Consider the following 19,958-nt stretch of genomic DNA (forward strand, 5'->3'; position numbering starts at 1 on the left):
CATCTAAGTGGAGATGGGGGGAATTGAACCCCCGTCCATCGCTGTGGTCATACGCCTTCTACGGGCGTATCCCATGAGGGCGCTTTGCTCGGTCCCGGAACTTGCCATGGGCAGCTGATCCGACGAACCCAGTCACGGTAAGTGTCCTCCTACGCCCCCTGACGATGCGCAGAAGCAATCTCTCTCACTGACGCCAGGATCCGGGTAGAGAGAAGTCCCCGGTCTGACGGTCTCTTTGAGTCGCTAAGAACGACTAGGCCGCGAGAGCGACCTGGGCCTTAGCGGAGACAGTGCTGTTGGAATTGGCACTTATTGTTTTGCAAGGAGCGTTAACGAGATAACCCTGCATCCTCGACCCGCTTCTCGTAATCTCGCAGACGATGTCGAAACCGATCATCCCCATGAGGCGGGCCACTGTCACGCGCTGTTGAGTTTCTGTAAGGTGCATCCGTCACAACGTGGCGGCCTTCTAGGGTACAACACCGAACGTGCGCCTGTCATGCCCGATGTGCGAATCTGGAGGGGTGGCATCCACCGTTCTCCAGGCATCCGCAGCCTCGAGCCCTGCGACGATCGAGCGCACCGAGGAGGCCGTCGACCTCACCCCTCGGCACAGCCTCGACACGCCCTGGCAGACCATCGTCTGGAACGACCCGGTCAATCTGATGTCGTACGTGGTCTACGTGTTCCGCAGCTACTTCGGGTTCAGCAAGGAGAAGGCCACCAAGCTGATGCTCCAGGTTCACCACGACGGCCGCACTATCGTCGCCACGGGTACCCGCGAGGCGATGGAGGCGCACGTGCACGCCATGCACTCGTTCGGGCTCACGGCGACCGTCGAGCGGGCCGAGAAGTGAGTTCCGTGCGGTCGCTGGGCGGCGGGGGCGTGACCGTCGTCCTGACCGAGCCCGAGTTCGCCGCGCTCACCAAGCTCGAAGCCGACCTGATGGGCACGCTCGCGCAACGGTTACAGGACGTCTCGGACGGAACGGTGCGAGAGCATCCGCTCTTTCCCGATGCGTACTCGGCTGATCCGGAGGCGGCCCGAGAATTCCACTCGCTCACCGATGTCGACCTCGCCGGCACGAAGAGCGACGGCGCGCGCCGCATCATGGATGCCTTCTCCGCGGCTCCCCGGCACGACTGGGGTCCGCCGTGGCGTCGCGTACCGGCCCGCACCGTCGAGTTCGATGCAGAGCTGGCGCACGCGCTGCTGCGCAATCTCACGGATCTGCGCCTGCTCACGGCCGAACGACTCGGAATCGAACACGACGAGGATCTCGGCCGCCCCGGCGAGGAGTTCGCGCTCGATCGCGCGCTCTACTGGTGGTTGGGCGAGACGCAGGAAGCGCTCGTGCAGGCGCTCGCCGGCGGCTTGCTCTAAGCATCCGCGCCCCGACCGGCAGTGCCGCTCACGATTTCGCGCAAGATCGTCGGGCTCTTCCTGGGGAGGAAGCCGCCCGCCCTGAACGCGCTACTCGCCGAGGTGGTTCTTGTTCGCCATGGCGCGCTCCGCCTCGCGTTTGTCCTGCCGCTCGCGCAGCGCCTGGCGCTTGTCGTATTCGCGCTTGCCCTTCGCGACGCCGATCTCGACCTTGGCGCGGCCGTCGGAGAAGTACAGCTGCAGCGGGATCACCGTGTAACCGCCGTCTTTGATCTTGTTCGCGATCTTCACGATCTGCTGCTTGTGCAGCAGCAGCTTGCGCTTGCGACGCGGCGCGTGGTTGTTCCACGTGCCGTCGAGGTACTCGGGAATGTAGACGGCATCGAGCCACGCCTCTCCCCCGTCGATGAACGCGTAGCCGTCCACCAGTGACGCCCGTCCCTCGCGCAGCGACTTCACCTCGGTGCCGGTGAGCACGAGGCCTGCCTCATACGTGTCCTCGATCAGGTAGTCGTGGCGGGCGCGGCGGTTCGTCGCCACCACCTTCTGACCACGTTCCCTGGGCATGGCTCACGTCTCCTCATCGCTCTCGTTGCCGCGCTGCTCATCGACGCCGCACGACGCTGCGCCGTCGGGCACAGCAGCCCACCAGCATAGCGCGACGAAACCCTGACTCAGACCTTGAGATAGCGCGTGATCGCGATGTTCGAGGCGAGCGCGGCGAGCCCGATGCCGACGATCACCAGGATCGGCGCCACGATCCAGGCGCTGTCGAGCCCGACGAACGACGTCAGCTGCATGCGTTGCGCGAGGTATCCGCGCACGAAGAACTGCACGATGCCGAACACCGCGCCCACCGCGAGCAGCGAGCCGATCAGTGCCGCCAGCATGCCCTCGAGCACGAACGGCGTTTGGATGAAGCCGTTGGATGCCCCCACCAGCCTCATGATGCCGAGCTCCCGTCTTCGAGAGAACGCCGACAACCGGATAGTGGTGGCGATCAGCAGTGCCGCGGCGACGAGCATGACCGCCGCGATCGCGATCGCCGTCAAGCTGGCCGCGTTGAGGATGCGGAAGATCTGGTCCAGGTAACTTCGCTGGTCTGTCACGGACTGCACGCCCGCGACGCCGCTCAGGCTCTGCGCGATGACGTCGGACTGCTGCTCGTTCTTGAGCTTGATCCAGAAGGTCTGGTTCAGCAGTTCCGGCGTCACGTAGTCAGCGACCGGGTTGCCCTTGAACTGCTTCTTGAAATCCGCGTAGGCCTGCTTGTGGTTCTCGAAGTAGAACTTCTCGATGAACGGCGACAGCGCTGCGGACTTCAGCTTCGCCTTCACGGCGTCGATCTGATCCTGCGTGGCGTCCTGGCCCTGGCAGGTCGTGCTCACGTCGGTCTCGGTGCACATGTACACCGCCACCTGTGCACGGTCGTACCAGTACGTCTTCATCTGGCCGATCTGCATCTGCATCAGAATGGCCGTGCCCACGAACGTGAGCGAGATGAAGGTGACCAGCACCACCGAGATGACCATGGACAGGTTGCGCTTGAGACCGCTGCCCGCCTCAGACATGACGAGAGCGAATCTCATGACACCGGCCCCACATCCTGGTTCGAGTCGTCGTCGTGGTCGCGCCTCTCCGGCGCACGCAAGCCGAGGCGCTCCGCGAGAGACAGCTCGGCGACGTCGTCCGACTCGGGTCTGCGAACGGGCGCCGTCGGCGGTCCCGCGAAGTGGGCGTCGACCGCGGCTCCCGCGCTCCTGGATGCCGTCGGCACCACCGCGGCGACCGGCTCGCGTTCCGCAGACTCGTCCGCGGATGCCGCGCGGCGCTCCTCCGCCGCCTCCGGCGGCGACGTGCGACGATGCGCCGCCCCGGCGCTCTCGGGCGCGGCGACTGCGGCTCCGGCTCCGGCTCCGGCTCCCGAGACGATCGGCACGGACGACGTGGTCGCCGACCGTTCGGGCGCCGGAACGGTCGGCGGTGCCGCCTGCGCCGGCACGTTCTGCGCCGGCGTGTTCTGCGCCGGCGTGTTCTGCGCGGGCATCGGCCGTTCCTTCGAAGCCGACTCGCCTGCGCTCGTGACGACAGCTGCGACAGCGGGCTCGGCGTGACGCGCGGAGCGAGAGCCGCGCGAGGCATCCTTCACCGCCTTCTTCTCCGCCTTGCGCTGTGCGCGCGACGGCTTGGCGGTCACCAACGTCGCGGCCGCGGCCGGCGTGGCAACGGCACTGTCAGCGGCGTCGGGCGAATACGACGCGACGACCGCCTCGCGCTCACCCCTCTGCACCGGGATCGCGGCAGTGAAGCCGTAGCCGCCGTGGCGCTCGTCGCGCACCAGAACGCCCTGTTTGATCTCGATCACGCGGCGCTGCATGCGGTCGACGATGCCCGCCTCGTGCGTGGCCATCAGAATCGTGGTGCCGGCGGCGTTGATGCGCTCCAGCACCGCCGTGATGCCCGCGCTGGTGGCCGGGTCGAGGTTTCCGGTCGGCTCGTCCGCGAGCAGGATCTGCGGCTTGTTCACCACCGCACGTGCGATCGCCACACGCTGCTGCTCACCACCGGAGAGCTCGTGCGGAAAGCGCTGCGCCTTGCCCTCGAGCCCGACCATGGCGAGCACATCGGGCACGGCCTCGTGGATGAACCCCTTCGACTTGCCGATCACCTTCAGCGTGAACGCGACGTTGTCGAAGACTGTCTTGTTGGTGAGCAGCCGGAAGTCTTGGAAGACCACGCCGACATTGCGGCGGAAGTACGGCACCTTGCGGTTCGAGATGCTGCCGAGATCCTGGCCGAGCACGTGCAGCTTGCCGCGTGTGGCCTTCTCTTCGCGCAGGATCAAGCGCAGAAAGGTGGACTTCCCCGAGCCGGACGCGCCCACCACGAACACGAATTCTCCGCGGAGAATCTCGGTCGAGATGTCGTCGAGGGCCGGGCGGGGGGTTCCCTTGTAGCTCTTGCTGACGTGGTCGAATCGGATCATGACCCGCCCAGCCTAAGCACACGTCCGGCCGATGCGACCGAGCGACTCACCCCGTGTCAGTCGTGGTCCTGCTTGCGCCAGCGGATGCCCGCCGCGATGAATCCGTCGAGGTCGCCGTCGAACACCGCCTGCGGGTTGTTCACCTCGTGCTCAGTGCGCAGATCTTTGACCATCTGATAGGGCGCGAGCACATAGGAGCGCATCTGATCGCCCCAGCTGGCCGTGATGTTGCCGGCGAGCTCCTTCTTGGCCGCCGCCTCCGCCTCGCGCTGCAGCAGAAGCAGTCGCGACTGCAGCACGCGCATGGCCGCGGCACGGTTCTGGATCTGCGACTTCTCGTTCTGCATCGACACCACGATGCCCGTCGGCAGGTGCGTGATGCGCACCGCGGAGTCCGTGGTGTTCACCGACTGGCCGCCCGGACCCGACGACCTGAAGACATCCACGCGAATGTCGGTCTCGGGGATGTCGACCTCCTGCGCCTCCTCCATCAGCGGGATCACCTCGACCGCCGCGAACGACGTCTGTCGCTTGCCCGCGGAGTTGAAGGGGCTCATACGCACCAGCCGGTGCGTGCCCGCTTCGACCGAGAGCGTGCCGAAGGCGTACGGAGCGTCCACCTCGAACGTGGCGGACTTGATGCCCGCCTCCTCGGCGTAGCTCGTGTCCATGACCCGCGCCGAGTAGCCGTGCTGCTCCGCCCACCTCAGGTACATGCGCAGGAGCATCTCGGCGAAGTCGGCGGCATCCACTCCCCCGGCTCCCGCGCGGATCGTCACGACGGCGGGTCGCTCGTCGTACTCGCCGTCGAGCAGCGTCTGCACCTCGAGGTCGCCGACGGTCTTCTGCAGCTCGAGGAGCTCGTTCTTGGCCTCCTCGGCAGACTCGTCGTCGCCCTCGGAATTGGCGAGCTCGACGAGGACCTCGAGGTCGTCGAGCCGCCGCTCGATGCCGGTGATGCGCGCGAGCTCCGATTGCCGGTGGCTCAGCGCGCTGGTGACCTTCTGCGCCTTCTCGGGGTCGTCCCAGAGGTCGGGGACGCCCGCCTCCTCGCTCAGCCGCTCGATGTCGGCGCGAAGGCGGTCGACATCGACGACGGCACGGATGTCGGAGAAGGTCGCGCGCACGTCTGCGATCTGCGCGCTCAGGTCGAGTTCGATCATGACCGCTCAAGGATACCGGGGGCACGCGTCTTGCCGCGCCGCGCCGGAGCACGCGCTACGCAGGAACTGCGAGTTCCAGCGCGTCGTCGGCAGCCCGCATAGGCTGTCAGGCGACATGAGCACGACGGGCGAGACGAACTTCAGCATTCGAGACGTCGCACTCGCCGCGTTCCTGCCGACCGCACTGTTCTCCATCGGCGAGGGTGCGGTCATCCCGATCATTCCGGTGCTCGCGCACGACCTCGGCTCGGGGCTCGCGCTGGCAGGATTCATCGGCGGCATGATCATGGTCGGCGAGATGATCGGCGACATCCCGAGCGGATGGATCGTCTCCCGGTTCGGGGAGCGCACATCGATGATCGCCTCTGCGATGCTCTGCATCGTCGGCCTCGTGGTGTGTCTGCTCGCGCCCGGGGACCTCATGCTCACGATCGGCGTGTTCCTGATCGGTCTCGCCACCAGCGTGTTCGCGCTCGCCCGGCATGCCTTCATGACCGGCTATGTGCCGTTGCGCTACCGCGCAAGGGCGCTGTCGACGCTGGGCGGGGTGTTCCGCGGCGGCTGGTTCATCGGCCCGTTCATCAGCGCGGGTGTGATCGCCCTGTTCGGCAATGCGCACGCCGTGTTCTGGGTGCATATCGTGATGTGCGTGGCGGCGACCGTGGTGCTGCTCATCGTGCCCGACCCGACCGCGACAGTGGTGGCCGGCGGCGCAGCGGTCCCGACGAAGGCCGCCAGTACGCCGGATGCCGGCCGTGCCGAGGCGAAGGAACGCACCGAGGGCCTCTTCCGCACCATCTGGACGAACCGCGCGGTGCTGGCGCGCATGGGGACGTGCGGGGCTCTGATCGCCGCGCTGCGGTCATCCCGCACCGTCATCTTGCCGCTGTTCGCCGTCGCGATCGGGATGTCCGCGGCCAACACCGCGCTCATCATCGGCATCGCGGGCGCCGTCGACTTCGCCCTGTTCTACACATCCGGGCAGATCATGGACCGGTTCGGCCGGTTGTGGTCGGCGTTGCCCTCCATGCTCGGTCTGAGCATCACCCACATCGCGCTCGCCTTCGTCGTCGACCAGACCTGGTTCACGGTCGTCGCGGTGGCGATGGCTGTCGCGAACGGGGTGGGCAGCGGCATCCTGATGACCCTCGGGGCGGATCTCGCGCCTCGCGCCGATCCTGCGCCGTTCCTGGGCGCCTGGCGATTCACCGGAGATGCCGGGCAGGCGGGCGCCCCGCTGCTCGTCTCGGGCGTGACCGCCGTCTTCTCGCTCGGCGCCGCGAGCATCGGCATGGGCGTGCTCGGCCTCGTCGGCGTCGTCATGCTCATTCGTTTCGTGCCTCGGTACGTGCCGAAGCGCCGCGCCGCGGCGAGCGCCTGACGCCCCGGCGCCTTCTCTTCGAGGCCTCCCTTCCTCAAGTCCTTCTCCCTTCGGTCCCGCGCCTCGCGTTCGTCGCGGGTGCACCCGGCCAGGTCTGCCGGCCGTGTTCGCGGAGTCTCTCCTCGACCCCTCGTTCTTGGCTTGCGTGTCAACGTTCTTCCTGTGCGTCTGCGCTCTCTTCCCTTGCCGTGGCGGCGGGAGGATGCTGGAAGACAGGATGTCTCGGCGCAAGAGAGCCCTCGGCGCGCACGTGATCCCTCTCGTGCGGCGCACGGCCGTGGCGGCCGCAGGCGCGGCCGTCGCGGCGCTGGTCGGCGCCGCCCTCCTCGCCCCGACGGCATCCGCCTCGGTGCGCCGCATCACCGTGCACACGGGAGGCGACGTGAACGCCGCGATCGCGAGCGCGAAGCCGGGCGACACCGTCTTTCTGCAGACGGGCGAGTACCGGGGCCCGGTGCGCGTGGACAAGCCGATCGTTCTGGAGTCGTTGCAGGCCACCGTCCGCGCACCGGCCGCAGGCACCGCCGTCTCGGTCACCGCAGACGGTGTGACGATCGACTCCGTCGGAACGACGTGCGCGGACGCGTCGGGCGCAACCCGGGGCATCCGCGTCACGTCGAACCACGTGCGCATCGTGAACTCCTCAGCGGTGCAGTGTCACCGCGGCATCGTGCTCGACGGCGCCGCCGGCGCCTACCTGCACTCGGATGCGCTCCTCGGCCGCGCGGGCGCCTCCGGCACGTCGACCGGGGTATGGGCAGACCGCGCCGATGACCTCACCATGCTCGACAACACGTTCCAGTCCAACGATACCGGCATGCTCGTGCAGCACACGGACGCCCCGGCGCTCGATGCCAACACCTTCGTCGACGTGGGCACAGGCATCGACCTGCGGTCCGTGTCGAACGCGGTCGTGGACAGCACCGTCGCCGTCCACGTCTCGCACGCCGCCGTGAGCATCAGCGGGTCCCGCGGGGTCGAGGTGTCCGCGCTCGACCGCACCGCATCGGGCGGTGGCAAAGGCACCGCGATCGCACTGACGGCTCTCGACGGCCCGTCCTCCGTGGTGAACGTGGAGAACTCCGATCTCGGCCACTTCGCGGTCGGCATCTCGGCCGAGCCCTCGAGCATCAGCGGGACGGTCACCGTGATGAGTTCCGCGTTCCAGAGCGTGACGCGCACGGCGGTCGAGATCGCGCCGCGCGCCGGTGGCCGGGTGGATGCCACGTTCGGCGACTATTTCGGCGGCTGCGGGCCGGGCGTTCCGGACCACGGCTACGACGGTGGCGGCGCGAGAATCGACGATCCCGGCCGGCTCGTGAGCTATCGCGAGCAGAACTGCGGCGCCGGCACGAGCACCAGCACCGGCCCAACCGTGACGTCCGGCGCCGCCGGGAGCGCGACCGGCGGCGCGACACCGACGGTGAGTCCGACCCCTCCCGCGGTGCCCGCGCCCACCGCAAGCAGCACCGAGGCTCCCGAGGCAGTGGTCGGCGGGCACGACGGGCACGACGGGCACGACGACGGTACCGCGGGCATCCCGGCTCAGATCGGATCGGCGCTCGTCACCGTGGGCGTGGCCCTGCTGCTCATGATCTGCGCGGGTGGCGTGCTCTACACGGTGCGTCGCAACCGCGATCTGCATTAGGTCGTGTTGCTGGCCTCGTGCTGGGCCGCGGTGTGCCGTGCCGCGGTCTGCCGTGCTGGGCTGCTGTGCCGTGCTGAGCTGCATGCGCGCAGCACGGCCGCGCGGCTCACCCGAAGACGCTCCTGGCCGATGACGTGACGTCGAGCCGGTATCCGGCAGGCACGAGGAGAGAGACGACGGGCGGATGCCATACCGCCGAGATCTGCACGCTCGCGCTGCGTCCGTCCTCGGTCGTCGCTCGTTCCATTCGGAGCCCGTCGAAGCCGTCCGCGACGGCGGATTCGAGGTAGTCCGCGACCGCCTTGCGCACCTCGGTCGGCTCGAGCACGGGGTGGGGACTGCCGTCGGCGAGTGTGACCGAGCTCAGATCGTACGATTCGGCTCCGGCGAGCGCGGCCCCGTCGGCGAGCGCGAACAGTCGCTCGCGCTCGAGATAGAGCGACGTGGCCGATGCCGCGAGCAGCACGACGACGATGCAGAGCACGCCGTAGAAGATCGTGAGCGGCAAGATCGATCCGGTGTCATCGCGCAGAGCCGCCTGCGTCGTGCCTCTCCGCCCCGGTTTCCCGATCGGACCTGCCGTCGACTCCGCCACGCGCCTCACCGCGGGCTTCAGCGTGCGCTGCACCGGCCGTTCCCCGACGAACGCCAGCCGCTCCGCCATGGGTTTCGCCATCAGCTCCGCCGCGGCCCTCACCGTCCGCTCCAAAGTCTCGACACTCGTTGAGTGCTGGTGGCCTGCACCGCCACGGTCGCATCCCGACGCAGATCGAGCACGTCGGGAACGAGCGGGAGCGCCGCATTCACACGCACGGTGACCGTCACGGTTCCTCGCCGGGTGAGGCAGACATCGGGGTGGGGCTCACATCGCACGGCGACGCTGGCGGCATCGGGAGCGAGTCCGAAGTCGGCGAGCGCGAACGCGACGGCCGAGGATGCCTCGCCCGAGGCATCCTCGTCGCTCGCCGCCTGCACATACACACGTGCCGCCTGACGCGCAGCACCCGCCGCGGCGAGCTGCGCGCCTTGGATGCTCGCCAGCGCGATCACGAGATACACCGTGGGGACGAGAAGGATGAGTCCGGCCGTCAGGAACTCGAGGGCGGCGTTGCCCGTCTCGGACCCGAGGAGCGCACGCGGTCGCTCAGGGAAGCGTCTCAACAGGCGCATGCCCCGACACCTCCAGGGCATGATCGGGGCCGAAGAGTCCCAGAAGCGGCAACGGCGCTCGCACCGTGACCTCAACGGCGGGCATCCCACGGTATCTGCTGTACGTCGCGCTCACGTCGCTCGCGTACCGCTCACCGACTGCCGTGTCGATGAGCGCACGGGTGCGCTCTCTCCCGTCGATCAGGGTATTGTCCGCGAGCGCCGCCACGTGGGCACCCTCTGCCGCAGCATCGATGAGCGTGTTCCGTACGAGCAGCGCGAAGCCGAGCTGGAGGACGGCCACGGTGAGCACGGTGAGCAGCGCGCCGACCATCACGAACTCGGCGGGTGCGGACCCTCGCTCGTCACCCAGCCACGGTTCCTGCTGCCGATCAGAACGAGCTGACACGCTCGATGGCCTGCTCGAAGACGCCGCTGAGCGCGGGACCGGCGAGACCCCAGATGATGATCACCAAGCCCGCCGTCATCAGCGTGATCAGCACCCAGCCGGGCACGTCGCCTCGTTCGTCCGACACCGCCGCCATCGCGGGTCCGGCGACGTTCTCCTTCGCCGTCGGCCGTTTCGAGGCGCCTACCGTCATCAAGGCGCGTGCACGGGCTATCCCCTTGCCGATCATGCTGTGTTTCCCTTCACTCAATTCGTCGCTTCCGTCACCCGACTCGCTCCTGGGCGAAACGGGTCTGCGACCTCCATCAGAATCCGGTCTCGAGCACGACCAACCCCGGATACACCGCGAACAGAACGGTGACCGGCAGGATCAGGAACACCAGTGGAAGAAGCATGCCGATCTCTTTCTTGCCTGCCTGCTCGAGCAGGTCGCGCTTGGCCGCTTCCCTGGCGTCGGTCGCTTGCGCTCGCAGCACCTCGACGACCGGAGTTCCTCTCTCCAGAGCGGTCACCACGGCATCGACGCACCGCGTGAACGCGGGAAGACGGAGATCACGGCTCGCCTGCGTGAGCGCCACCGCCAGCGGCGTCCCCATGGACGTTTCCGCGATGACGCGGCCGAGCTCGCCCGCGAGCTCGCCGGATCCGGTGCGGGCGACGCGGCGGATCGCATCCACGATTCCCTCACCGGCGCTCAGAGAGAGCGTGAGCAGTTCCAGAACCGTCGGGAACTCCTCGCTCATGCGAGCGAGGCGGCGCGAGACGCGCACCGACAGCATCCGATCCGGAACGAGGAAACCGGCGGCAGCGAGCACGAGCGGTCCCGCCACGAGCACGGCGGCCGGAACCGGGCGGGTCGCGCTCGCCCACGCACCGAGCGCACCGCCTGCTCCCGCTGCACCGAGCGCCCAGCCGAGCTGCCGTAGCCGGAACTCCTCGATAGTCAGCGTGCTCGCGCTCTGCCGCAGCCGGACCGCAATGGCCTCGCCACCGCCGAGCATGCTGGACGCCCGCGATCGCAGGCCACCGAGCACGGGCACCAGCAACGACCCGAGCACTGGCAGCGACGAAGCCGTCCTCCGGCGGGCATGTTCCCTGGCTGCCTCCGACACGTCGACGAGATAGGGGGCTACCCGATCGACGAGTCGAGGGCGGTGCATCGAGGGCAGGAGGCCGGCGAGCGACCAGAGCCCGAGACCGAGGCCCAGTCCGCACAGCACGCCCCACGCGCCGAGCGGGCTCATCGGAACCACCGGCGTTCCTCGGGAAGCCGCCCGATCGCCAACATCAGGCGATAGGCGACGAGCGACACCACGAGGCCGATCACGATCACGACGGCGCCGGCCGGAGTGTTGTACGCGACGGATGCCTCGGGTCGTGTGGCCAGCAGCGCCAGCACGAGCCAGGGCGCCACCACGCCCAGCCGTGCGGCCCCGACGGTCCACGACTGGCGCGCTTCGATCTCCGACCTCACCGCCGCGTCGTCGCGGAGGGAAGCCGCGAGCGCCTTCAGCACGGTCACCAACTCGCCGCCGCCCACCTTGCGTGCCATCTTCAGGGTCTCGATGATGCGGTCGGCCACGGGATCGGCGAGCGCTGCCTTGAGACGGTCGGCCGCCGGAGAGAACAGACCGCTCGATCGGTAGTCCTTCTCGAACACCGCGAACGCCTCCCGCGTCGAGAGCGGGGCGGTTTCGGCGAGCGCGGCGACACCGTCGGGAAGGGCGAGCCCCGAGCGCACCGCCGACACGAGCTGATCGACGAGGTCCGGCCACAGCGTGCGGTTCGCCTTGGCGCGCGCCGCGGCCCGCCACGACACCAGGCTCCACGGCAGCCAGCAGCCGACGGTCGCGAGCGCTGCTGATAGTGCTTGAACCCCGAACACGGCCTGGCTCACCGCGAAGAACACGAGCGCGACCAGAAGACTCGCGGCGAGGAACGCCGACGGTGCGAGGCGTGGCATCCCGGCCTGGACGAGCCGTCGGCGCAGGCCGTCGCCGAGCCGGTCGCGCCGCCGCTGCTCGAGCCCCGGCCAGAGAAAGGGCGACGCGATCAGCAGCACTCCGATGCCGAGCGCACCGCCGAGCCCGATGCCGGCGATCATCGCGCGAGCACCACGGCAGGGTCGAGCCCCGCCGCCTCGAACTTGGATCTCTTCGCCGGATAGCCGCCGGTCGGGCGCAGCTCGCCGTCCCGCTGCGCGAATACGGGGCTCGCTTCGATGAGTCCGCCCGTGACCGCACCGGTGGGGGCGAGAATCTCCGTCACGCTGCGCCGTCCTTCGCGATCGAGCGTGCAGAACACCACGATGTCGACGCACGACGCCACCGTCGGGAGCACGAAATCCGCGTCGATGTTCCGCCCTGCGAGAAGCGGCAGCGTGCACAGTTTCGCCAGCGCCTCACGAGCACTGTTGGCGTGGATCGAACACGCGCCCGGCAGCCCGGAATTGAGCGCGAGAAGCAGGTCGAGACTCTCCGCCTCCCGCACCTCCCCGACCACGAGGCGGTCCGGTCGCATGCGCAGCGCCTCCTTGATGAGCCGACGCAGCGTGATCTCGCCAGTTCCTTCCAGGCTCGGCTGCCGACACTGCATCGCGACGACATCGGGCGCCGAGAGATCGAGCTCGAACGTCTCCTCGACCGTGACGATGCGCTCGGTAGGCCGTGCGGATGCCAGCAGCGCGTTCAACATCGTGGTCTTGCCACTCTGCGTCGCACCCGAAACGAGGATGTTCTGGTTCGCGAGCACGCACATCCGCAGGAACTCCGCCGCCTGCCGCGTGAGCGAGCCGAGCGCCACGAGAGCGCCGAGGTCGCGGATGCGTCGCGAGAACTTGCGCACGTTCACGGCCCAGTGCGCGCGGGTGACATCGGGGATGACGACGTGCAGCCTCGAGCCGTCGGGCAGGGAGGCGTCAACGAAGGGTGACGAGACATCCACCCGCCGTCCGGTCGCCTGCAGCATGCGTTCCACGAGATCGCGCACCTGCGCATCGGTGAGCCGCAGCCCGGTCGGCTCGGGCCGCCCGTCGCGGGCGATATAGATGCGATCCGGAGCGTTGATCCAAAGCTCTTCGACCTCGGGATCGTCGAGATAGGGCTGCAGAGGACCGAAGCCGGTGAGCGAGGCGAGCACCTCCCTCTCGGCCCTCGCCTCATCAGCGACCAGCGGCAGCACGCCGCCCAGCGAGCGTTCGGTGTAGCGGCGCACCTCGTCTCGGGTGTAGGCCGCGGCTCGCGGGGCGTCGGCGGTGAGGTCGACGCCGTCCCGGCGCACCCGCTCCCGCACGCGGTCGGCGATCACGCGCACCGGGTCTGTCATGCCGACATCGTGGCGGACAGCGCGGATGTCTCGCAGAAGTTATCCACAGCCCTCGCCCTCTCCGTGTTTCAGGGGATACGGGCACTGTGACTCAGACAGCACGTCCCGGAGTCTCGCCAGGCGACCGACCCGCGGCAGCTATGCTGATCAGCACCCTCGCGGGAGTGGTGAAATTGGCAGACACGCAGGATTTAGGTTCCTGTGCTTTCGAGCGTGGGGGTTCAAGTCCCCTCTCCCGCACGCCGCGACGACCCGAGACATCCGTTCACGAAGTGTCCCGCGCTTGGCGCCCCTTCCTGCACTCGGCGAATGCTCGGCAGACCGCCACCCGTCCTCGCTAGACTCACTGCAAACACGTAATCGACGCACTGTTCGTCGTCACATCATTCAGCCAAGCCGCCGACGACCGGATGCCACGCCACGCGGGCGCCGACGACAGGAGACATGTGTTCCATTCCGCTCTGATCCCGTGGCTCGATCCCGGCGTGATCATCCAGTCGGTGGGGCCCTGGGCTCTGCTCGTCGTGTGCGCGATCGTGTTCGCCGAAACCGGCCTGCTCGTGGGCTTCATCTTTCCGGGCGACACGCTTCTGGTGATCAGCGGGATCCTGACGGCCACCGACGTGGTCTTCGGTTTGCAGATCTGGTGGGTCTGCCTCTTCATCGCCCTGGCGGCGTTCCTCGGCGGAGAAGTCGGCTACCTGATCGGCAATAAGGCCGGACCAGCCATCTTCGAACGCAAAGAGACCGGTCTGTTCAGCATCGAGAACGTGAAACGAACGAACCAGTTCTTCGAACGGTTCGGGCCGCTCGCTGTCATCCTGGCCCGCTTCGTCCCTGTGGTGCGTACGTTCGCTCCCGTCGCGGCCGGCGTCGGGCACATGAACTACCGCCGCTATTCGGTTTACAACGCGATCGGCGCCGTCCTGTGGGGCGGTGGCCTCACCTTCTTCGCCTACCTCATCGGCTTCATCAAGCCTGTCGCGCACTTCGTCGAGACATACATCGATCTCATCCTCGTGCTTGCTGTGCTGCTCACCGTGATCCCGGCACTCATCCACTACCTGCTCGGCGTCCGCAAGGCGCACAAGTCGGCGCAGGCGGCCGACACCGAACCGGAGCATCCGTCCCGTGACGAGGCCGCGCCGAAGGATGCCGCCGCGCGCCTTTCCGCCGAAACCGACGTCTTCGGCAAGCCCGGCAGTCGCACCGACTGACGCGAGGCCGCGGCAGGCACGAAGGCCCGACCGACGCAAACCTCCGGCCGGCATGGAGCCCGCCCGAACCAAGGCCCCACCGGCGCGGCGCTTACGCCGGCACGAAGCACCCAACTACACGGACGGACGCTCGCGACGGCCCGCGCGTCAGCGGTGCGTGTCGCCTTCGTGCGCCGCGTGCTCGGCAGGCTCGAGCTGGAACGTCGAGTGGGCGACGTCGAAGTGGTGGGACAGGCATCCGTTCAGCTCGTCGAGCAGCGCGCCCGCGCGGCCTCGCGCGAAGACGTCGGGTGACACCACCACGTGAGCGGAGAACACCGGAGCGCCTGAGGTGATGGCCCACACGTGCACATCGTGCACGTCGACGACACCCGCAGTTCCGAGGATGTGCCGGCGGATCGCCGCCACGTCGGTGGATGCCGGCGCCGACTCGCTGAGCACCCGCACCACCTCGCGCAGCAGCGAAACGGCACGCGGCACGATGAGCACCGCGATCACGAGCGACGCGATCGCGTCCGCGTAGGCGAAGCGGGTCGTCAGGATGACGACCGCGGCCGCGATGGTCGCCAGCGAGCCGAGCGCGTCACCCAGCACCTCGAGGTAGGCGCCGCGCATGTTGATGGATGCCTTCGCCCCGCCACGCAGAATCAGCAGGCCGGCGACGTTGCCGGCCAGGCCGAGCACGGCGACCCCGAGCATCCACCCGCCCTGCACCTGAGGATGTGCCTCCAACCGCAGCACGGCCCCGATCGCGACGGAGATGGAGACCGCGACCAGGATGAGGCCGTTCACGAGGGCGCCGAAGACCTCGACGCGTTGGAAGCCGAACGTCTGACGATCGGTCGGCGGCCGAGCGGCGACCGTGGCCGCGGCAAGGGCGACCAGCAGCCCCAGCAGGTCGCTCACCAGGTGCCCGGCATCCGCGAGCAACGCGAGGGAACCGCTGAGAAGCGCACCCACGATCTCGAGGACGAAGACCGCGAGCACGATGCAGATCACGGCGAGCAGGCGGCTCCTGCTCGCGCCGTGCGCGCCATGGTCGTGGCCGGGATCGTGTGACATGTCTCTTCCACGGTAGGTCCGGTGACGGACGAAGCACCAGGTGGCGTGCGGCTCCGCTCGGAAACCCCGGCGGCTACGCCTGCAGCAGCTCCTGCAGCGCGGGCACCATGGCGCGGAACGCCCGGGCGCGGTGGCTGTCTGCGTTCTTCGTGTCCGGGTCGAGCTCGGCAGCCGTCAGGTCGCTGCCCTCCGGAACGAACGCCGGGTCGTAGCCGAAGCCGTTCGCGCCTCTCGGCTCACGCGTCAGAGTGCCCGGCCACTCTCCCGACACCGTGCGCTCGGCGCCCGTGGACTCCGCACCCGCGGTCCGTGTTTCCGTGGGACGCACCAGCGCGATCGCGCACGTGTAGTGTGCGCCGCGAAACCGGTCGGGCACGTCGCCGAGCTGGGCGAGCAGCAGCGCGAGGTTGCCGGCGTCATCGCCGTGCCGTCCACTCCAGCGCGCGGAGAAGACGCCGGGCGCTCCCCCGAGCACGTCGACACAGATGCCGGAGTCGTCGGCGAGCGCGACGAGGCCGGTGTGCTCGGCCGCCGCCCGCGCCTTGATCAGGGCGTTCTCGGCGAAAGTGATGCCGTCCTCGACCGGCTCCGGCCCGTCGTACTCCACGAGCTCGACCTGCGGCAGGTGCTGCGCGATGATCGCCGCGAACTCGCGGAGCTTGTGGGAGTTGTGGGTGGCGAGCACGACGCGCACCCGGGCATCCGTGCCGCTCCCGGCCGGCACGCTCGATGCGCTCACTGCTGCGCCGCGACCGATCCGTCCGGCTCGGTCAGGGCCGCGGTCTGGAACTCGGCGAGCCTCTCACAGCCGGTCTCGGCGAGGTCGAGCAGCGCGCCGAGCTCGCTGCGATCGAACGGCGCGCCCTCGGCGGTGCCCTGCACCTCGACGAACTGACCGCTTCCGGTCATCACGACATTCATGTCGGTCTCGGCACGCACGTCTTCGACATACGCCAGATCGAGCATGGGCTCACCGTCGATGATGCCGACCGACACGGCCGAGACACTGTCGAGCAGGGGCGTGGCCTTCTGCGCGATGAACTTGTGCGCCTTGCCCCAGGCGAGCGCGTCCGCCAGTGCGACATACGCGCCGGTGATCGCTGCCGTGCGCGTGCCGCCGTCGGCCTGCAGAACGTCGCAGTCGAGCACCACGGTGTTCTCTCCGAGCGCCTTCATGTCGACGACCGCGCGCAGGCTGCGTCCGACGAGACGGCTGATCTCGTGAGTACGTCCGCCGATCCGTCCCTTCACGGACTCACGGTCGTTGCGCGAGTTGGTCGACCGGGGCAGCATCGCGTATTCCGCCGTCACCCAGCCCTTGCCCTTGCCGGTGAGCCAGCGCGGAACGCCATTCGTGAAGGATGCGGTACACAGCACCCGTGTGCGCCCGAACGAGATGAGCGCGCTCCCCTCGGCCTGCTCGTTCCACCCGCGCTCGATGACGATGGGGCGGAGCTGGTCGATCGATCTTCCGTCGGCTCTGCTGGTGTCGCTCATCCCCTCACCCTATCGGCGCAGATCGTCATGCTCCTCGCGTCGAGATCTCCTGCCACGGGCACCATCCGGAGCGACCTGGATGGCCGGCGCCCGGCCGTTACCGCAGCGCTCGCAGATCGATCGCGCCGGTGCGCACGACATCGACGTCGCTCACGTCGGTGCCGATCATGCGGCGGGCAAGGCGGACGAAGCGCTCGGTGTCGGCGCCCGTCGCTTCGTAGCGCAGACTCGGCTCCCCCGCCGCCCGCCGCTCCAGGCCCTGAGACACCAGCACGCGGTACACGTCGTTGGCGGTCTCGACATCGCTGGAGACCAGGCTCACGCCCTCACCCATCACGTACGAGATCGCGCCCTTGAGGAACGGGTAGTGCGTGCACCCGAGCACGAGCGTGTCCACCTCTGCTTCCTGCAGCGGGCGCAGGTAGGAGGCCGTGACATCCAGGAGCTCCTGGCCACTCGTGACGCCCGCCTCGACGAAGTCGACGAATCGCGGGCACGCCTGCGTGAACAGACGCAGCGACGGGGCCGCGGCGAAGGCATCCTCGTAGGCGCGCGAGTTGACGGTGCCGAGCGTTCCGATCACGCCGACGCGGCCGGTGCGGGTGGTGGCGACCGCGCGGCGCACCGCGGGCTGGATGACCTCGACGACCGGCACGTCGTAGCGTTCCCGCGCATCGCGCAGCATGGCTGAGGACGCCGTGTTGCAGGCGATCACGAGCATCTTCACGCCTTGCTCCACCAAGAAGTCGAGCGCCTCCAGCGCGAGCGAACGCACCTGCGCGATGGGCTTGGGCCCGTAGGGGGAGTTGGCGGTGTCGCCGACATAGAGGATCGACTCGTTCGGCAGCTGATCGCGGACGGCGCGGGCGACGGTCAACCCGCCCACTCCCGAGTCGAAGATCCCGATCGGTGCGTCTGTCACGGTCACCCAGCCTACGACGCGTGCGAGATCGATCGCCGCGCGACCGTGGCATCCATCTGTGCCATGCCGACTCCTCTGTCGCTTCCGGCCGGTGCCCGGGCGGACGGATGCTGCTCCCCTAGGCTTGGAGTCGTGACGCCATCACCCGAGCGCTCCTCGGCTCTTCTGACGGACCGCTACGAGCTCACCATGCTCGACGCTGCAATGCTCTCCGGAACCCACGAGCGCGAATGCGTGTTCGAAGTTTTCGCTCGGTCGCTGCCGATGGGCAGGCGCTACGGCGTCGTGGCGGGCACCGGCCGCCTCCTGCAACTCATCGAGCGGTTCCGCTTCGAGGATGCCGAGCTCACCTGGCTTCGGGACCATCACGTCGTGCGCGACGAGACCCTCGACTGGCTCGCGGACTACCGGTTCAACGGCACGATCCGCGGGTATCGCGAGGGCGAACTGTACTTTCCGGGCTCCCCGGTGCTCGTCGTGGATGCCCCGTTCGGCGAAGGCGTGCTGCTCGAGACCCTGATCCTCAGCGTGCTCAACCACGACTCCGCCATCGCCGGGGCCGCCGCTCGGATGGTGACGGCGGCCGGCGGGCGTCCGCTGGCGGAGATGGCCTCACGCCGCGCGGAGGAGGAGTCTGCGGTCGCCGCCGCCCGTGCGGCGTACATCGCCGGATTCAGCGCCACCTCGAACCTCGAGGCGGGCCGCACCTGGGGCATCCCGACCATGGGCACCGCGGCGCACGCCTTCACGCTGCTTCACGACTCCGAAGAGGATGCCTTCGAAGCCCAGGTGCGCTCGCTAGGCCCCGGAACGACGCTGCTTGTCGACACGTATGACGTGCACAAGGGCATCGAGACCGCGGTGCGGGTGGCCGGAACAGAGCTCGGAGCCGTGCGCCTGGACTCCGGGGACCTGCCCGTGCTCGTCGCCTCGGTGCGCGCGCAGCTGGACGCATTGGGAGCGAAGAACACGCGCATCACCGTGACGAACGACCTCGATGAGTTCTCCATCGCCGCGCTGCGTGCTTCGCCCGTCGACTCGTACGGCGTCGGGACGTCTCTGGTCACCGGATCCGGCGCCCCGACCGCCGGCATGGTCTACAAGCTCGTGGCGCGCAAGGACGACACGGGCACCTGGATCCCGGTGGCGAAAGCCTCGACGGGCAAGGCATCCATCGGCGGAACGAAGGTGCCGGTTCGCGCGACCAACAAAGTCGGCATCGCCGTGGCCGAGGAGATCCACGTGGTGCAGGGGCATGGAGACCTACCGGCCGGGCGGCCGCTTCACGTGCCCCTCATGACGGGCGGTGTCGCGGTTGCCGAGCATCTGGGAGCGGCGGGCGTGGAGTCGGCGCGTCGCCACCACGCGATCGCACGCGAGGAACTCCCCGAGTCGGCGTTCCGGCTGCGACGCGGTGAGCCGGCTATCCGCACCGAGTTCGTCTGACGAGGGCCGCTGGATGCGATGTCGAGCGCGGTCTCAGCGTTCTACTCGTCGCTGAGGCCCTCGTAGATCTTCTTGCAGTCCGGGCAGATCGGGAACTTCTGCGGGTCGCGGTTCGGCGTCCACTTCTTGCCGCACAGGGCGATCACGGGTTTGCCGGTCACCGCCGACTCGAGAATCTGTTCCTTGCGCACGTAGTGCGAGAAACGCTCGTGGTCGCCCGGGTCCAACTGCTCGTTCTGGAGCAGCTCCTCGAGCTCGCGGTCGAGGGTCGCGACACCGCCGCCCTCGCCGTCGGGACCGCCGGGTTCTGCGATGCTGTTGTCGACCATCCGCTCAGTCTAAATCCTCGGTCCCATCCGGAGCTCCGGGA

22 protein-coding genes, 1 tRNA gene and 1 other RNA gene are annotated in these 19,958 nt (G+C 68.5%); 7 read left to right on the forward strand and 17 right to left on the reverse strand.

Annotated elements, in window-relative coordinates:
* Positions 1 to 5: 5 nt before the first annotated feature.
* Positions 6 to 401: a transfer-messenger RNA gene (gene ssrA, locus H623_RS21280) on the reverse strand.
* Positions 402 to 524: 123 nt separating this feature from the next.
* Here ssrA and clpS point away from each other — a divergent pair.
* Together clpS and H623_RS20770 are read left to right on the forward strand one after the other, a co-directional pair.
* On the forward strand, positions 525 to 857 hold the full coding sequence (clpS, locus tag H623_RS0100215; RefSeq protein WP_026939736.1) for an ATP-dependent Clp protease adapter ClpS: 333 nt from the start codon (positions 525 to 527) through the stop codon (positions 855 to 857).
* A 29-nt stretch (positions 858 to 886) separates the two neighbouring features.
* Positions 887 to 1,384 (forward strand): DUF2017 family protein, encoded by a 498-nt coding sequence (locus H623_RS20770; protein ID WP_157560841.1) that lies wholly within the window; start codon positions 887 to 889, stop codon positions 1,382 to 1,384.
* Positions 1,385 to 1,474: 90 nt separating this feature from the next.
* Here H623_RS20770 and smpB read toward each other — a convergent pair whose 3' ends face one another.
* The 4 genes from smpB to prfB all read right to left on the reverse strand — a co-directional run bounded on the left by smpB (position 1,475) and on the right by prfB (position 5,533).
* Positions 1,475 to 1,951 carry an SsrA-binding protein SmpB gene (gene smpB / locus H623_RS0100225; protein WP_022898943.1) on the reverse strand — a complete coding sequence of 159 codons (477 nt, stop codon included), beginning with the start codon at positions 1,949 to 1,951 and terminating at the stop codon, positions 1,475 to 1,477.
* Between the two features lie 107 nt (positions 1,952 to 2,058).
* Positions 2,059 to 2,973, reverse strand: a complete 915-nt coding sequence (gene ftsX / locus H623_RS0100230; protein ID WP_022898944.1) for a permease-like cell division protein FtsX — start codon at positions 2,971 to 2,973, stop codon at positions 2,059 to 2,061.
* Positions 2,970 to 4,370, reverse strand: a complete 1,401-nt coding sequence (gene ftsE / locus H623_RS21285; RefSeq protein ID WP_026939737.1) for a cell division ATP-binding protein FtsE — start codon at positions 4,368 to 4,370, stop codon at positions 2,970 to 2,972. The genes ftsX and ftsE overlap by 4 nt, the downstream gene beginning before the upstream one ends.
* A gap of 56 nt (positions 4,371 to 4,426) precedes the next feature.
* The gene (prfB, locus tag H623_RS0100240; protein WP_022898945.1) at positions 4,427 to 5,533 is read right to left on the reverse strand and encodes a peptide chain release factor 2; all 1,107 of its coding nucleotides are present in this window, start codon (positions 5,531 to 5,533) and stop codon (positions 4,427 to 4,429) included.
* A 115-nt stretch (positions 5,534 to 5,648) separates the two neighbouring features.
* Here prfB and H623_RS0100245 point away from each other — a divergent pair, with 115 nt between their 5' ends.
* Positions 5,649 to 6,914: an MFS transporter gene (locus H623_RS0100245; RefSeq protein ID WP_022898946.1), complete on the forward strand. Its 1,266-nt coding sequence runs from the start codon at positions 5,649 to 5,651 to the stop codon at positions 6,912 to 6,914.
* A gap of 217 nt (positions 6,915 to 7,131) precedes the next feature.
* On the forward strand, positions 7,132 to 8,562 hold the full coding sequence (locus H623_RS0100250) for a right-handed parallel beta-helix repeat-containing protein (RefSeq protein ID WP_022898947.1): 1,431 nt from the start codon (positions 7,132 to 7,134) through the stop codon (positions 8,560 to 8,562).
* A gap of 106 nt (positions 8,563 to 8,668) precedes the next feature.
* Here H623_RS0100250 and H623_RS0100255 read toward each other — a convergent pair whose 3' ends face one another.
* The 7 genes from H623_RS0100255 to H623_RS0100285 all read right to left on the reverse strand — a co-directional run bounded on the left by H623_RS0100255 (position 8,669) and on the right by H623_RS0100285 (position 13,444).
* Positions 8,669 to 9,259 carry a pilus assembly protein TadG-related protein gene (locus H623_RS0100255; protein WP_022898948.1) on the reverse strand — a complete coding sequence of 197 codons (591 nt, stop codon included), beginning with the start codon at positions 9,257 to 9,259 and terminating at the stop codon, positions 8,669 to 8,671.
* Positions 9,256 to 9,732 carry a hypothetical protein gene (locus H623_RS0100260; protein WP_022898949.1) on the reverse strand — a complete coding sequence of 159 codons (477 nt, stop codon included), beginning with the start codon at positions 9,730 to 9,732 and terminating at the stop codon, positions 9,256 to 9,258. Before H623_RS0100260 ends, H623_RS0100255 begins: the two co-directional genes overlap by 4 nt.
* Positions 9,707 to 10,120, reverse strand: a complete 414-nt coding sequence (locus H623_RS0100265) for a TadE/TadG family type IV pilus assembly protein (RefSeq protein WP_022898950.1) — start codon at positions 10,118 to 10,120, stop codon at positions 9,707 to 9,709. Before H623_RS0100265 ends, H623_RS0100260 begins: the two co-directional genes overlap by 26 nt.
* The gene (locus H623_RS0100270; RefSeq protein ID WP_022898951.1) at positions 10,104 to 10,349 is read right to left on the reverse strand and encodes a hypothetical protein; all 246 of its coding nucleotides are present in this window, start codon (positions 10,347 to 10,349) and stop codon (positions 10,104 to 10,106) included. Before H623_RS0100270 ends, H623_RS0100265 begins: the two co-directional genes overlap by 17 nt.
* Before the next feature lie 76 nt (positions 10,350 to 10,425).
* Positions 10,426 to 11,364, reverse strand: coding sequence for a type II secretion system F family protein (locus H623_RS0100275; protein ID WP_026939741.1), 939 nt, complete (start codon positions 11,362 to 11,364; stop codon positions 10,426 to 10,428).
* The gene (locus tag H623_RS0100280; RefSeq protein WP_022898953.1) at positions 11,361 to 12,224 is read right to left on the reverse strand and encodes a type II secretion system F family protein; all 864 of its coding nucleotides are present in this window, start codon (positions 12,222 to 12,224) and stop codon (positions 11,361 to 11,363) included. The genes H623_RS0100275 and H623_RS0100280 overlap by 4 nt, the downstream gene beginning before the upstream one ends.
* Positions 12,221 to 13,444, reverse strand: a complete 1,224-nt coding sequence (locus tag H623_RS0100285; RefSeq protein ID WP_022898954.1) for a TadA family conjugal transfer-associated ATPase — start codon at positions 13,442 to 13,444, stop codon at positions 12,221 to 12,223. Before H623_RS0100285 ends, H623_RS0100280 begins: the two co-directional genes overlap by 4 nt.
* A 158-nt stretch (positions 13,445 to 13,602) precedes the next feature.
* Here H623_RS0100285 and H623_RS0100290 point away from each other — a divergent pair.
* A tRNA-Leu gene (locus H623_RS0100290) sits at positions 13,603 to 13,684 on the forward strand.
* 170 nt (positions 13,685 to 13,854) lie between these two features.
* Positions 13,855 to 14,661, forward strand: coding sequence for a DedA family protein (locus H623_RS16945; RefSeq protein ID WP_084485439.1), 807 nt, complete (start codon positions 13,855 to 13,857; stop codon positions 14,659 to 14,661).
* Positions 14,662 to 14,808: 147 nt separating this feature from the next.
* On the opposite strand, the gene H623_RS0100300 is transcribed toward H623_RS16945, so the two are convergent.
* The 4 genes from H623_RS0100300 to murI all read right to left on the reverse strand — a co-directional run bounded on the left by H623_RS0100300 (position 14,809) and on the right by murI (position 18,142).
* Complete coding sequence (locus H623_RS0100300; protein WP_022898956.1) at positions 14,809 to 15,723, reverse strand: cation diffusion facilitator family transporter; 915 nt, start codon at positions 15,721 to 15,723, stop codon at positions 14,809 to 14,811.
* Positions 15,724 to 15,796: 73 nt separating this feature from the next.
* Positions 15,797 to 16,462, reverse strand: a complete 666-nt coding sequence (gene rdgB / locus H623_RS0100305) for an RdgB/HAM1 family non-canonical purine NTP pyrophosphatase (protein WP_022898957.1) — start codon at positions 16,460 to 16,462, stop codon at positions 15,797 to 15,799.
* Positions 16,459 to 17,220: a ribonuclease PH gene (gene rph, locus H623_RS0100310; protein ID WP_022898958.1), complete on the reverse strand. Its 762-nt coding sequence runs from the start codon at positions 17,218 to 17,220 to the stop codon at positions 16,459 to 16,461. The genes rdgB and rph overlap by 4 nt, the downstream gene beginning before the upstream one ends.
* A gap of 97 nt (positions 17,221 to 17,317) precedes the next feature.
* Positions 17,318 to 18,142, reverse strand: a complete 825-nt coding sequence (gene murI, locus H623_RS0100315; protein ID WP_026939744.1) for a glutamate racemase — start codon at positions 18,140 to 18,142, stop codon at positions 17,318 to 17,320.
* A gap of 189 nt (positions 18,143 to 18,331) precedes the next feature.
* Here murI and H623_RS0100320 point away from each other — a divergent pair, with 189 nt between their 5' ends.
* The gene (locus H623_RS0100320; RefSeq protein ID WP_051143021.1) at positions 18,332 to 19,588 is read left to right on the forward strand and encodes a nicotinate phosphoribosyltransferase; all 1,257 of its coding nucleotides are present in this window, start codon (positions 18,332 to 18,334) and stop codon (positions 19,586 to 19,588) included.
* Positions 19,589 to 19,629: 41 nt separating this feature from the next.
* On the opposite strand, the gene H623_RS0100325 is transcribed toward H623_RS0100320, so the two are convergent.
* Positions 19,630 to 19,917: a DUF3039 domain-containing protein gene (locus H623_RS0100325; RefSeq protein ID WP_022898961.1), complete on the reverse strand. Its 288-nt coding sequence runs from the start codon at positions 19,915 to 19,917 to the stop codon at positions 19,630 to 19,632.
* Between the last annotated feature and the right edge of the window lie 41 nt (positions 19,918 to 19,958).

This window comes from Humibacter albus DSM 18994 (assembly GCF_000421825.1).
In the GTDB taxonomy this organism is placed as follows: domain Bacteria; phylum Actinomycetota; class Actinomycetes; order Actinomycetales; family Microbacteriaceae; genus Humibacter; species Humibacter albus.

Coding starts and splice junctions, on each gene's coding strand:
- smpB (WP_022898943.1), bottom strand. CDS start 1,951: ATGCCCAGGGAACGTGGTCAGAAGGTGGTGGCGACGAACCGCCGCGCC.
- ftsX (WP_022898944.1), bottom strand. CDS start 2,973: ATGAGATTCGCTCTCGTCATGTCTGAGGCGGGCAGCGGTCTCAAGCGC.
- ftsE (WP_026939737.1), bottom strand. CDS start 4,370: ATGATCCGATTCGACCACGTCAGCAAGAGCTACAAGGGAACCCCCCGC.
- prfB (WP_022898945.1), bottom strand. CDS start 5,533: ATGATCGAACTCGACCTGAGCGCGCAGATCGCAGACGTGCGCGCGACC.
- H623_RS0100245 (WP_022898946.1), top strand. CDS start 5,649: ATGAGCACGACGGGCGAGACGAACTTCAGCATTCGAGACGTCGCACTC.
- H623_RS0100250 (WP_022898947.1), top strand. CDS start 7,132: ATGTCTCGGCGCAAGAGAGCCCTCGGCGCGCACGTGATCCCTCTCGTG.
- H623_RS0100260 (WP_022898949.1), bottom strand. CDS start 9,732: ATGCGCCTGTTGAGACGCTTCCCTGAGCGACCGCGTGCGCTCCTCGGG.
- H623_RS0100270 (WP_022898951.1), bottom strand. CDS start 10,349: ATGATCGGCAAGGGGATAGCCCGTGCACGCGCCTTGATGACGGTAGGC.
- H623_RS0100275 (WP_026939741.1), bottom strand. CDS start 11,364: ATGAGCCCGCTCGGCGCGTGGGGCGTGCTGTGCGGACTGGGCCTCGGT.
- H623_RS0100280 (WP_022898953.1), bottom strand. CDS start 12,224: ATGATCGCCGGCATCGGGCTCGGCGGTGCGCTCGGCATCGGAGTGCTG.
- H623_RS0100285 (WP_022898954.1), bottom strand. CDS start 13,444: ATGACAGACCCGGTGCGCGTGATCGCCGACCGCGTGCGGGAGCGGGTG.
- H623_RS16945 (WP_084485439.1), top strand. CDS start 13,855: ATGCCACGCCACGCGGGCGCCGACGACAGGAGACATGTGTTCCATTCC.
- H623_RS0100300 (WP_022898956.1), bottom strand. CDS start 15,723: ATGTCACACGATCCCGGCCACGACCATGGCGCGCACGGCGCGAGCAGG.
- rph (WP_022898958.1), bottom strand. CDS start 17,220: ATGAGCGACACCAGCAGAGCCGACGGAAGATCGATCGACCAGCTCCGC.
- H623_RS0100320 (WP_051143021.1), top strand. CDS start 18,332: ATGCTCGACGCTGCAATGCTCTCCGGAACCCACGAGCGCGAATGCGTG.
- H623_RS0100325 (WP_022898961.1), bottom strand. CDS start 19,917: ATGGTCGACAACAGCATCGCAGAACCCGGCGGTCCCGACGGCGAGGGC.